Origin of the sequence: Gluconacetobacter dulcium (assembly GCF_014174165.1) — a bacterium.
In the GTDB taxonomy this organism is placed as follows: Bacteria; Pseudomonadota; Alphaproteobacteria; order Acetobacterales; family Acetobacteraceae; genus Gluconacetobacter; species Gluconacetobacter dulcium.
In genome coordinates this window covers 58,908-71,184 of sequence record NZ_JABEQN010000004.1, presented here as the reverse complement: position 1 = coordinate 71,184, position 12,277 = coordinate 58,908, and the positions used below count along the sequence as shown (strand labels likewise).

Sequence of the window (12,277 nt, the reverse complement as noted above, 5' to 3'; positions counted from 1 at the left end):
CCGCCTCCCCCTCCCGCGAGCCAGAAAAGAGACAATCATGAGCAAAAAGAGCTTCCGGCAGGCCATCAACGAGGCCATGCGACTGGAAATGCGCCGCGATCCGCGCGTGATCATCATGGGCGAGGACGTGGCCGGCGGCCAGGGCGGCACGTCCGGCGTCGTCGATGCCTGGGGCGGCGTGCTGGGCGTCACCAAGGGCCTGTACACCGAATTCGGCCCCGAGCGCGTGCTCGACACCCCGATCACCGAAGCCTCCTATATCGGCGCCGCCGCCGGAGCCGCCGCCACGGGCCTGCGTCCGGTGGCCGAACTGATGTTCGTCGATTTCGTCGGCAGTTGCCTCGACCAGATCATGAACCAGACCGCCAAGTTCCGCTACATGTTCGGCGGCAAGGCCCGCACGCCGCTGGTCATCCGCGCCATGTTCGGCGCCGGCTTCAACGCCGCCGCCCAGCACAGCCAGGCGCTCTATCCGCTGTTCACCCACATTCCGGGCCTGAAGGTGGTCATCCCCTCCTCGCCCTACGAGGCCAAGGGCCTGCTGATCGAAGCGATCCGCGACGACGATCCGGTGATCTTCCTCGAGCACAAGGTGATGTACGACGACGAGGAAGAGGTACCCGACGAGGCCTACACCATCCCCTTCGGCGAGGCGAACCTGACGCGCGAGGGCGACGACGTGACCATCGTCGCCTTCGGCCGGATGGTGAAGCTGGCCAACGAAGCCGCCGACAAGCTGGAACGCCAGGGCATCAGTTGCACCGTGATCGACCCGCGCACGACCTCGCCGCTCGACCGCGACACCATCCTGGATTGCGTGGCCGATACCGGCCGGCTGGTGATCGTCGATGAATCCAGCCCGCGCTGCAACATGGCCGCCGATATCTCGGCCCTGGTGGCGGAAGAGGCGTTCGATGCCCTGAAGGCACCGATCCGGCGGGTGATTCCCCCCCACACCCCGGTCCCCTTCGCCTCGGTGCTGGAGGCCCTCTACCTGCCCGACGCCGCGAAGATCGAGGCCGCCGTCAAGGCCGTTATGAACCACAAAGTCACCGAGGCAGCCTGATCATGAACGCTTCCATCACCCCCATCACCATGCCCAAATTCGGTCTGGCGATGACCGAGGGCAAACTGGCCGGCTGGATGGTCCGCCCCGGCGCGACCGTCAAGGCGGGTGACGATCTGGCGGATATCGAAACCAGCAAGATCACCAACGCGTATGAAAGCCCGGCCGCCGGCGTGCTGCGCCGCCAGGTTGCGCAGGAAGGCGAAATGCTGGCCGTCGGCGCGCTGATCGGCGTGCTGGCCGACGCCGATACGTCCGACGCCGATATCGACGCCTTCATCGCACAATTCAACGCCGAATTTTCCGCCGGCGCGGCCGAGAGCGCCGACGATACCCCGCCCGAGCCGAGCGTGATCGACGTCAAGGGGCGCGCGCTGCGCGTTCTGGATATCGGCCATGGCGATGGCGACCCCATCGTGCTCATCCACGGTTTCGGCGGCGATATCGGCAACTGGCTGTTCAACCATGCCGCGCTGGCATCCAACCGGCGCGTCATCGCCTTCGACCTCCCCGGCCATGGCGGCTCGGGCAAGGATGTCGGCCCCGGATCGCTGGAATTCTTCTCCTCGGTGGTCGTGGACCTGCTGGACACGCTGGGCATCGAACGCGCCCATCTTGTGGCCCATTCACTGGGCGGCGGCGTGGCGCTGACCACGGTCAAAAACGCCCCGTCGCGTGTAGCCTCGCTGGCCCTGCTGGCGCCGGCCGGCCTCGGCCCGGACATCAACATGGCCTTCATCGACGGCTTCATCTCCGCCGACCGCCAGAAGACCCTGATCCCGGTCCTGTCCTATCTGGTCCATGACAAGGGGCTGATCGGCCGCAAGATGGCGGACGACGTCCTGCGCTACAAGCGTCTGGACGGCGCGGTCGATGCCTTGCGCCAGGTCGCGGCGGCAAACTTCGCCGATGGCCACCAGACCGACAATCTGCGCCCGGTGCTGGAGAGCGTTCCCCCCACCCTGGTCATCTGGGGCAAGGACGACGAAATCCTGCCCTCCAGCCACGCGGCAGAGCTGCCGGACGCGATCACGGTCGAGATCCTGCCCGACACCGGCCATATGCCGCAGATGGAACAGTCGGAAGAGGTCAACAGCAAGATCAGGACCTTCCTGGCACGCTGAACCTCTGGAAGACGCCCCCTTCCGCCGCTACGGCGGAAGGGGATATCCGCGCCCTCACGATACCTGCGGATAGCAGGCCGAGACCGAGAGCGACGGCGCGACAAACGGAAACGACAGACCCGACCATAAATCCGAACGGATCTGGACGGTGACGAAGCGCGTGCCCGACACGACCATGCCATGGCAGGATGCGGCCTGGTCATCGACCGACAATACCGACACCGCCCCAGGCAACGCCCAGTCGGCAGCCTCCGTTGTCGCAAACCCCAGCGGATCGTCGCGGCACGCCCCCTGGGCAATGCATCGCGCCGTCAGGTCCGCCGTCATTTGCAGGCAGTCGCACGTCCACCATTGCAGCCCTATCTCGATCGCGCCCACCAGCATCGTCAGAAAAATGCTGGCCACAACGGCAAATTCGATCACCGCCGCCGCGCGCCTGTCGCGTGCCAGATCGCACCCGCGTCTCATTGCAGCCTGACCGTGGCCATGTCCGTCAGGGTCGCCGGGGCCACCATCGCGTAGAACGGCATAAGCGGCGCATAGCGATAGGATGCCGCGATGCTCATATAGGTTCCAGGCAAAGTCCCGTCCGGGCAGATCCCATCCGCCGGCACCGCGATCAGGGTGCTGACCGTTCCCGGCTGAATGCAATTGGTCGTGGCCGCACCGACCGTGACAATCATGCCCGGCAGCCCGCCGACGGCCAGCACCGCGTTCCGCACATCGCCAGGCAAGAGCGCATCATGCGTGCCAGAGGCATTCTGCTCCACGGCAAAGGCATAGTTCGCCCCGCTCTCCACCGCTGAAATCAGCGTCATCCGATCCCAGAAGGCCAGCGGAAAATCCGCCAGCCCGGCCAGGACCGCCAGCAGGAACGGCGTCACCAGCGCAAATTCCAATGCGGCCACCCCGGCCCGGCCGAGACCATCCCGACGGGTGCCCGTCATTCCACCAGACTCGCGACACCCGGCAGGTCATAAATCGGCTTCATGCCCGCCGCCCGGCAGTCGCCATCGGCGAAGCTGGCACCGCCCTTGAACGTTACGGACGCGGCAACGGCATAAAGACAATCAGCCGCCACCCCATTGTCACCGTCGATGACCAGATTGGCCCGCGGCGCGTAGATCGCGCCGGTCAGGGTGGTGGCCGTCCCACCGGTGAACTGGAACAGGCTGCCGGCCGAGGCGAACAGCAATCCGGCCGAAGCGCCCGTAACCGGTGCCGCGAGATGGAGCGAGGCACTGCCGTCGATGGCGACATTGCCGCTGGCGATGATCGTCACCCCCGTCCCGGTCAGCGTCGTGCCCGCATTCACAGTGAAATCCCCGCTGATGTAATAAATCCCCGGCATCAGCGTATAAGCCCCACTGCCCACCCGCCACACATAAGCCGTCCCCACGGGCGACGGCGAGAACGTTGTCTGTCCTTTCGGCAGGCTCACGGCCTGCACCGGCCCGCCCAGCAGGCTGCCGTATGGAGCCGCATAGGGATCAGCCATCCGCGCCGCATACTGCACGCAGGTCAGCGCCGAACATATATCGCTCCCGTCCGGCCCGATGCTCCCGTCGGCCACCAGGTTCGCAACATCGACCGCAGCCTCCGCGCCGAGCGCCAGAGCGGCATTGGTGCGCAGATCGCACCCCGGCATGCTCAGGCGGACACCAGCCTCAAGAACCGTCTCACCCGCGCCGGAAAGGGCGAGGACGCAGGCCGCCCCGCCACGGGTGCGCGCCGTCAGCCGCGCCACGGCGCGGGCCGAAACCGGCTGGGTGCCAGAGGTCAGGAACAAGGCACTGAACAGGCGCGGCACCGCCTTCACGATCGTCACCGTGAGCGTAGCGGGCGCGGCGAAGGTGATCGTGGTCCTGTAAGCCCCGGCCATGTCGATCCGGGTCACAATTCCGTCCCCGTCCCGCCTCCCGGCCGGCAGACCATTCAGTTCGGCAACAGCCGCGGCCGTATCCAACGCATCGGAGACCTGCCCGCTGGCCCCATAGCGCGCAACACCCGCCACGGCCGCGAGATCCGCGACGCGCTGCAATTCCAGGCGCGTCATCGCCCAGTAGCTAATGTCGATCGCAAGGCCCAACACCCCCATCAGCACCGGCAGCGCCAGGGCGACAAGCAACGCGACCGAGCCGCGCCGATCGAACTCTCTCCGCAATCGCCGCCAACCCGCGCCCGTCGCGTCCGGCATGCCTACGGCACGGCAATCCGGGGCGCGCTTGCCCCATCGCGCGCCTCAATGTAGGCCGACAGCGCCTGGCGGACCTGTTGCGGCGACAGATCGGCGGAGAGAATGCGCGCGGCCTCGCCACGTTGGCCGCCCATCGCCAGCACCGCCGCCAGGTCGTGACGCAGTTTGGCATTCGCGCTGGCATCGTCCGCAAACGGACGCACCATGCGCTCCGCCGCGCTGGCATTGCCCCCCATCGCCAGTGACAGGGCCAGATTGACCTGCGCACCGATCATCTGCGGGTTGACTGCCAATGCCCGGCGATAGGCCATCTGCGCGTCGTCATGCCGACGCAGGAGATCCCGTGCCACGCCAAGGTCATTCCACGCGGCGGCGTTGCTCGGTTCCCGCCCGACAGCCGACAGGAATTGCCGCTCGGCTTCCGCCGTGTCCGTCGCCAGCAGGCACCGGCCCAGCCCCATATGGGCACCAGCCATATCCGGGCGACGACGCAAGACAGCCCGATAGCTCCATTCCGCCTGTTCCGGCCGACCAAGCGCCGTCAGTGCGTCACCCTGGATCAGAGCGGCCTCCGCATCCATCGGATCGTCGGTCAGGCGGGCCGTGGCGGCACGCAATGCGATCTGCGGCGCTCCACCGCGCAACGCCGCCCGCGCGACATCCAGACGCCCACTCTCCGCATATTCCTTTCCCCCGCTGCCTGCGCAGGCGCACAGACTCCCCGCAATCAGCACGACGAACGCCCATTTCGTAACCATGGCTGATTTCACAAATGATATCCCGTCCACTGCATCAGGGTTTGTGGTTATGAAGAATATGCATGACCTGAATGCCGGCAGGCCCTCCGGCGATCAGGAACACGCAAGGCATGATGAACAGCAGCGTCGGCAATGTCAGCAGGACGGACAGCCGCCCGGCCCCGGCCTCATAGCGCGTCAGTGTCTCCTGCCGCAGTTCGCCCGCCAGCCCGCGCAACGCATCGGTCATCGGCGTTCCATATTGCAGCGTCTGCAACAGTGTCGCCGTCAGGCGTCTCAGCCCATCGACACTGGTACGCGCTCCGAGGTTGACCAGCACCTGCCTGGTATCGGCAATCACGCTCAGTTCGCTGGCCGTCTGGGCGAACTCGCTGGCGATCGCGGGACAGACGTCCTGCAGTTCTACGCCGACCATGACGATCGCCTGCCCCAGCCCGATGCCCGCCTGGGTACAGATCACCATCACATCCAGCGCATCCGGCAGGCCGCGTTCGACTTCTCGCAGATAGCGGTTGCGCCGCGCCCGCACGATCCAATCCGGCAGCAGCAGGCCGCCGATGGCGGCGGCGGCGATCAGGGCGCGATACGACAATGCCGACATATCACTCTCCAGCCGGGAAAGGAGAACGATCGCCGATAGAGGCAGCAGCGTTGCCAGCAGGATCTTGACCCCGATAAACAGGCCGACCGCACTGGCGCCGCGTACGCCGGTCGCAGCCAGGGATGCCCGTAGCTCGTCCAACGTGCCGGTGGATAAAAGTCCCCGCCTGACGATCCAGTGCCCCAGCGCGGCAATCAGATGAAGTGACGAGGTGCCCACTCTCCTGACCGCGACCACATTTGCCGCACGCCCCGAGGGTGGCGCCCGCAGATCGCGCAATCGTCGCCCGATGCGCTGCCGGCGTACGATCGCGGCCGTCAGCATCACCATCACCAGCAGCGTCGCAATCGTCGCCACCCAGAGCGCCGGCATCAGCCCGATCATGTCAAAGTCCGACGGATGATAGCGCGCATCATCAGAATACCCATCGCCAGGGACCCGATAGCAAGCGCCAGAATCACGTGCCCTGCCGGATCGGTGAACAGCAGGCGGATATAAGTCCGGTTCGTCAGCCACAGCAACGCGCCCAGCGCCAGGGGCAACAGGGCCAGCACGGCGGCGCTGGCCCGCGCCTCCGACGCCAGAGCATAGCCACGGGCCTTCAGGGCCAACCGCTTGCGGATCACATCGGCCAGCCCTTCCAGCGTGGCGCGCGGCGAGCCGCCAGTCTGCGTCTGGAGCGCCAGCGCGGTGGCGAAGAACCGATATTCCGGCAAGCCCGACCGGGCCGCCATGTCGTGAAGCCCGTCCTCCAGCGGAACGCCGATGGAAATCTGCTCCAGCATACGGGAAAATTCCGGCCCTGTCGGTTCCGGCACTTCCCGGGCTACGCCCCGCATCGCCTCCAGCATAGGAATACCAACACTGACCGACCGCACGATGGTCGACAATACGTCGGGAAACTGCCTGAGCTGCCGCTCCCGCCGCCTATCCCTCATCCAGCCGAAGCCGGCCCGGCATAGGCCGATTCCGACCACGACCATGATCGGAGTCGCATAAACGCCGGCAAGATCCTTCATCATGAACGCCAAGAGACCCACCGCGACGAAAGCCCCGATCGGCACAATCCACCACGGCAGGGGATAAAGATCCGCCCGTGCCACGTCGACGCCCAAAAGCCCGACCGCACGCTGGATCAGCGGGCGCCGGACCCGACGCAACGGCTTGAATGCCGACAGTTCGACGACCGGCTCCGGACGATAAGGCCGCACCACCGCCGCCATCCGCGCATCCCGACGACGGCTACGCTCGTGGGCCCTCAAGGCCAGCAGGCCGCTCGCGGCCACCGCCACCAGCCACAGGCCGGACAGGCTCAGCAACATTGTCGGCGAGACTGCACCACTCAACATTCGCCGGCAGCCTGTTCAACGGCCGCATGCCATTCCCGCTCCAGGCCGAAACAGGCCAGACGCCGCATGAAGGAAGGCGGCACGCGGCTGACCGTATAGCGCCCTGTCAGGCGCCCATCAGGACTTTCGCCCTGGACCTCGAAGCGAAAGATGTCGTTCAGGGTAAAGACATCGCCGTCCATACCGCAGATTTCGGTCACCTGGACGATACGCCGCCTGCCATCACGCTGACGCTCCACCTGGATGATCAGGTCGACGGCGCCCAGGATCTGATTGCGGATCGCGTGCGAGGGCAGACCCATATTGCCCATCTGCACCATGTTCTCGATGCGTGTCAGCGCGTCGCGGGTGGTATTGGCATGCACCGTCGACATGCTGCCGTCATGGCCGGTATTCATCGCCTGGAGCATGTCGAAGGCCTCCTGCCCCCGGCATTCTCCAATGATGATGCGGTCGGGGCGCATGCGCAGCGCATTGCGCATCAGTTCACGCTGCGCGATCTCTCCACCGCCCTCCAGGTTCGCCGGCCGGGTTTCCAGGCGCACCACATGCGGCTTCTGCAACTGCAACTCCGCCGCGTCCTCGATGGTGATCACCCGTTCGCTGGCATCGATCAGCCGCGACAGGGCGTTCAACAATGTCGTCTTGCCTGCCCCCGTGCCGCCGGAGACGATGATGTTCAGCCGTACCTGCGCGGCAATCCGCAACACGCGGGCAACCGGCGCGGTCAGCGACCCGAAGGCGACCAGTCGCTCCAGATCAATGATCTGGCGTCCAAATTTCCGGATCGTCAGATAAGGACCGTCGAGAGCCAGCGGTGGAAAGACGATATTGACACGCGATCCGTCCCGTAGCCGTGCGTCGGCCATCGGGCTGGCTTCGTCGATCCGCCGCCCGACGGCGGAGGCAATCCGCTGACAGATCGCCGCCAGATGGGCCGTATCGCGGAACCGCACGCCCGAGGCGACCAGCCTGCCTTTGCTCTCAACAAAGACATTGTCAGGCCCATTCACCATGATTTCGCTGATGCGGTCGTCATCCAGCAGAGGCTCCAGAGGGCCCAGCCCGAGCATGTCGAAGACGAGTTCCTCAGCCAGGATCTTCTGCTCACGACTGTTCAACTGGATGCGCCGCTCGGTCGCGATCTCGGAGATCAGCCGCTCCATATCCGCGCGCAGCCGCTCCGGGGCCATGGCGGCGACAGCGGCAGGATCCAGCCGATCAAGACAGATCGCACGCAGATCGGCAAGAATCTCAAACGGCAGGCTGGCACCGGCGGGTTCGACCCTGGCCACGGGGTGCTGGGGCTGCCCTGTCGGCGCACCCCTGTCGGGCGCGGACAGCGGCCCCCCTTTGACCACGCGACGGCCGAAGGCCGGAGGACGAAACCCCGTCATCGCCGACCGAACGACAGCCAGCGTCGCCCGATCCCGGCTGTCGGCCCCGCTGACAATCCGGACCCGACATCCAGCATGCCCACCGCATCGACCTGCCGCGCCAGTTCGAACATCGCGTTACGAAACACGCCGCGCGCTGCGACCGCCGCCTCTCCCAATGTTTCAGCATTTCCGACCTGACGCGGCAGATCGGGAATAATCAGGTCGACATGATTTTTCAGGGCATCCTCCACCTGCCGACGGTTCAGCGTGCCGGGCCGGCCCATACGATTCAGGACCAGAACCGGCCGCTGTTTCTGCAAGGGGCCGGGCGGAACCTCCAGCAGACGCAGTGTCTCGCGCACCGATGCCAGGGTCGGCTCCAGAACCAGAATGCGCTGATGCACTTCCATCAGCAGATCGCGACTGAACCTGTTCGGCACAAACGGCACATCCGCCACGATAAAATTGTATCGATTCCGCAACACACCCAGCAGGGCACGCGTCGCGGCCGGTGCGCAATTCAGTTCGGTCATGAAATCGAGCCGGTCCGCCAGCACATGCAGCCGCTCGGCCGCCGGAACGGCCGCGCGTTCGAGCAGCAGCACATCAATCCGTTCCGGCATCTCCAACGCCTGGCACAATCCAGCCCCCGCCGCCACGTCGAGCATCAGGGCCGTCATGCCCCGATACAGGTCGGCATCCAGCAGCACCGTATGGCGGTGCATCGCCACCCCGAACAGCCACGCCAGGTTGGTCGCGATGGTGGAGGCCCCCACCCCGCCCCGCACGCCGGTAACCGTCACGCACCGACCGCCATTGTCGCGCTCGGGGATCTGTCCCATCAGCACCGGGCCGAATTCGCGCGCGATCTTTTCTCGCGTCAGCGGACGCGGCAGATATTCCAGCACGCCGAGCCCGCGCGTGACCTCGCGATAGAAATCCGCGCTATCCAGGGTGCCGACCAGTAGAACCGATACATCCGGCTCGACCACATTGGCCAGTTCGCGCAGGGCGCTGATCGGCTGCTTTTCTTCCCCGATATCGACGATCAATATTTTCGGGGTTGCCTGCCGGCGCAGGGCAGCGATGGCGGTCCGGACGGACCCACGGCGCAGATCGACGGTGAAGCCGACGAATGATCCCAGACCATCACGAATGATCGCCTCGGTCCCGGCGTCGCCGATAAACCCCATCAGGAACGGTCTGTCGTGCCGGCCCGCCGTGTCCATCTCCGTCATCGTTCAGTACCCGTATGCGGATACGGGCGGCCCGCCATTATTGGCACCAGCCGCCAATCCCGACCCGGATCCCATGGCACCACCGAAAATCCCGCTGGTGGAAGGCAATCGCTTCGGCTTGTCCTCGCGCACACGCTCGATCGCCAGCACCGGCGCCCGCGCATCCGTTTCCTGTTCAGACTGCCCACGCGCCAGGTCATGCGGATCGGCAACCATTGCCGCCAGATTGGCCTGATTGGCCCCCACGGGGTGCCAGGCATAGGGCCTGCGATAGGGCTCCAGCGACGCGCAACCCGCCAGCAGAACCAGAACACAACACAGCATGCCCGACCTGACATGTCGCGCGCCCACCACCGTCATTCGACAAAGAATCCGGCACTCCCCGGCACGGCAACGGGCCGGGCGGGCTGAGTCGGCATCGCCTGCCGCAACAGCAGCAGGCGGTCCAACTCACCCGGCACCCCCGCCATGTCGGTCGGTGCGGTCATACGGGCGCGATCGGCCACCGGCCGAACGAGATACGGCGTGACGAGAATGACCAGTTCGGTCTCCTGCCGATTGAAATTCCCCGACCGGAACAGCGTCCCCAACACCGGAATATCGCCGGCACCGGGAATGGCCCTGGTCGAATCCGTCAACGAATCCTCCAGCAGACCGGCGATGGCGAAGGTCTCACCGCTGCCCAGTTCCACCGTCGTCTCCGCCCGCCTGACCGTCAGGGCGGGAATGACGGAGGTAGAGCCCGAGGTGGTGACCGAGACACTGTTCTGGTTGCTCAACTGGCTCACCTCCGGCACCACATGCAGATTGATTCGCCCGTTACTGAAAACCGTCGGCAGAAACGTCAGGCTGACGCCGTAGCTCTTGAAGGCAACCGAGATCGCCCCAGCCTGCTGTGCCAGCGGAATGGGATATTGGCCGCCTACCTGAAAACTGGCGCTTTGCCCGCTCATGACCGTCAGGTTCGGTTCGGCGAGCAGCCGCACCAGATTGTCCTGGGCCAGCGCATCGACCACACCATTGACGTTGCTGCCCAGGCAGAACGGATTGCGGGTTGCCACACAGGCGGCTGTGCTGGCGTTCATGTTCAGCGTCAGCGCCGGAAAGCTGCCGAACTTTCCCATATTGCCGACCGCCTGCCAGTCGATTCCCAACTGGCGGACCACATTCCGGTCCATCTCGGCAATCCGCACGACGAGCGTGACCTGTGTAGCAGAGCGGATAGCAATCCGATCGGTCACCCCCTGGTTACCGGCCACGAACCCCTTCGCGATCTCCTCAGCCCGTGACGCGTCCTCGGGGGACTCGACCGAACCGGTCAGCACCAGATTGCGCAGATCGGCCTGAACCCGGACCTGGCTACCCGGCATCTGCCGCGCGATCTCTGCCTCGGCCTGCGACGCTCCATAGCGCGACGGCAGCACATCGACGGTGAAGCGCGCGATCGTCCGGCCAGCGGCATCGCTTGCCATCACCGTCGTCCGTCCGGCCGCCACGCCATAGAGGACCATGCTCGTGCCACTGGCCGGCCGAACCTGCACGATCCTGGGATCGACGACGAAGATCCGGGCGGCGGGTTCGGGGAGGTATTCCATGTGCCCGCTGCCGACTTCCAGACTGAGGGCCTGCATCCCCTCGGCCTGTTCCCCCGAACCGGGTTCCTGCGCACGGACATTGAGCGCCGGCAGGACCGACAGGGTGGCCACCATGACCAGCCGCGCCGCTCTCCCGCTACCCGCCATCAGAACCGCACCTCCTTCCCGTCCGCTCCCCCTTCGTAAAGCAGAACCGAACGGGCGACTGGGGCCGGCACCCGATCATCGCGCACGCTCCGCGAAACATCGCCGGCCCAGGCGGCGCGCGGCACCGGCTCGGGTTCGGTTCCGGGTTTTGCCGAGCGCACCGCCAGCGACAGAAGCCCCATGCGGGTCACCACCGAAACCTGTTCAGCCTGGATCGCGGTCACTTCCAGCGTCACCGTCCGCGCCTGGGGTTCCCTGCCGGCATCCCTGCCCAGCACCAGGCGGCGGTCGATGGCGATCACCCGCACGTTCGACAGGACGATTTCGGCAACCACACGCCGTTCGGCCTGCGGTTCGTTCGGAAAGGTCTGCGTCAGAATCAGGTCCACATGGTCACCGGGCCAGATCAGCCCGGCTGTGCCCGTAATCGCATCGACACCGACCGTCACGGCCAGCATCCCCCCATGCAGCGCAGCCGCCAGAAACCCCCGGTCGCCCGGACGCAGCAAGTCGTCCGACCGCAGGATCATGCGCCCTCCAACGGCATGAAGCAGCATGGCCCCCATCAGCCCCTCACGCGCTTGGGGGGAATCGACCGTCATATCGGGGCTTTCCCGCCCATGGGGGATGTCGATCGTGGTTACATCCTCCGGCTTCAGCAAATGCCCTCCATCCAGTGACCGCGACGCAGCCAGGACCTTGACCATGGCAGCCTGCCGCACGTCAGGTCTCGCGGCCGGCCGATGGGTCGCGATCCACGCCACGGTCCCAAATCCCCCCAATGCGATTGCCATAAGAACAAAGAAAACAAAGCGAAACATCA

Annotated in this window: 13 protein-coding genes; 2 read left to right on the top strand and 11 right to left on the bottom strand. The window is 65.7% G+C overall.

The window, feature by feature from the left end:
• Window positions 1-37: 37 nt before the first annotated feature.
• Together HLH25_RS04470 and HLH25_RS04465 are read left to right on the top strand one after the other, a co-directional pair.
• A complete protein-coding gene (locus tag HLH25_RS04470; RefSeq protein ID WP_182972937.1) occupies window positions 38-1,066 on the top strand; it encodes an alpha-ketoacid dehydrogenase subunit beta in 1,029 nt (342 codons plus the stop codon).
• Window positions 1,067-1,068: 2 nt separating this feature from the next.
• Window positions 1,069-2,190 (top strand): acetoin dehydrogenase dihydrolipoyllysine-residue acetyltransferase subunit, encoded by a 1,122-nt coding sequence (locus HLH25_RS04465; protein WP_182972936.1) that lies wholly within the window; start codon window positions 1,069-1,071, stop codon window positions 2,188-2,190.
• Window positions 2,191-2,244: 54 nt separating this feature from the next.
• Here the strand turns inward: HLH25_RS04465 and HLH25_RS04460 are convergent, their stop codons facing one another.
• The 11 genes from HLH25_RS04460 to cpaB are packed head-to-tail and all read right to left on the bottom strand — an operon-like array spanning window position 2,245 to window position 12,248.
• Entirely contained in the window at window positions 2,245-2,658 is a 414-nt protein-coding gene (locus tag HLH25_RS04460; protein ID WP_182972935.1) for a TadE/TadG family type IV pilus assembly protein, read from the bottom strand.
• Window positions 2,655-3,137: a TadE/TadG family type IV pilus assembly protein gene (locus tag HLH25_RS04455; RefSeq protein WP_182972934.1), complete on the bottom strand. Its 483-nt coding sequence runs from the start codon at window positions 3,135-3,137 to the stop codon at window positions 2,655-2,657. Before HLH25_RS04455 ends, HLH25_RS04460 begins: the two co-directional genes overlap by 4 nt.
• A complete protein-coding gene (locus HLH25_RS04450) occupies window positions 3,134-4,387 on the bottom strand; it encodes a pilus assembly protein TadG-related protein (protein ID WP_182972933.1) in 1,254 nt (417 codons plus the stop codon). Before HLH25_RS04450 ends, HLH25_RS04455 begins: the two co-directional genes overlap by 4 nt.
• Before the next feature lie 2 nt (window positions 4,388-4,389).
• Window positions 4,390-5,145 (bottom strand): tetratricopeptide repeat protein, encoded by a 756-nt coding sequence (locus HLH25_RS04445; RefSeq protein ID WP_220791685.1) that lies wholly within the window; start codon window positions 5,143-5,145, stop codon window positions 4,390-4,392.
• Window positions 5,146-5,179: 34 nt separating this feature from the next.
• The gene (locus HLH25_RS04440) at window positions 5,180-6,130 is read right to left on the bottom strand and encodes a type II secretion system F family protein (RefSeq protein ID WP_182972931.1); all 951 of its coding nucleotides are present in this window, start codon (window positions 6,128-6,130) and stop codon (window positions 5,180-5,182) included.
• Window positions 6,127-7,095 carry a type II secretion system F family protein gene (locus HLH25_RS04435; RefSeq protein ID WP_182972930.1) on the bottom strand — a complete coding sequence of 323 codons (969 nt, stop codon included), beginning with the start codon at window positions 7,093-7,095 and terminating at the stop codon, window positions 6,127-6,129. Before HLH25_RS04435 ends, HLH25_RS04440 begins: the two co-directional genes overlap by 4 nt.
• Entirely contained in the window at window positions 7,089-8,492 is a 1,404-nt protein-coding gene (locus tag HLH25_RS04430) for a CpaF family protein (protein WP_182972929.1), read from the bottom strand. Before HLH25_RS04430 ends, HLH25_RS04435 begins: the two co-directional genes overlap by 7 nt.
• Entirely contained in the window at window positions 8,489-9,712 is a 1,224-nt protein-coding gene (locus HLH25_RS04425; protein WP_182972928.1) for an AAA family ATPase, read from the bottom strand. The genes HLH25_RS04430 and HLH25_RS04425 overlap by 4 nt, the downstream gene beginning before the upstream one ends.
• Window positions 9,713-9,715: 3 nt before the next feature.
• On the bottom strand, window positions 9,716-10,072 hold the full coding sequence (locus HLH25_RS04420) for a CpaD family pilus assembly lipoprotein (protein WP_182977186.1): 357 nt from the start codon (window positions 10,070-10,072) through the stop codon (window positions 9,716-9,718).
• Window positions 10,069-11,454, bottom strand: coding sequence for a type II and III secretion system protein family protein (locus tag HLH25_RS04415; protein ID WP_182972926.1), 1,386 nt, complete (start codon window positions 11,452-11,454; stop codon window positions 10,069-10,071). Before HLH25_RS04415 ends, HLH25_RS04420 begins: the two co-directional genes overlap by 4 nt.
• Entirely contained in the window at window positions 11,454-12,248 is a 795-nt protein-coding gene (gene cpaB / locus HLH25_RS04410) for a Flp pilus assembly protein CpaB (RefSeq protein ID WP_246401397.1), read from the bottom strand. Before cpaB ends, HLH25_RS04415 begins: the two co-directional genes overlap by 1 nt.
• Window positions 12,249-12,277 lie beyond the last annotated feature (29 nt).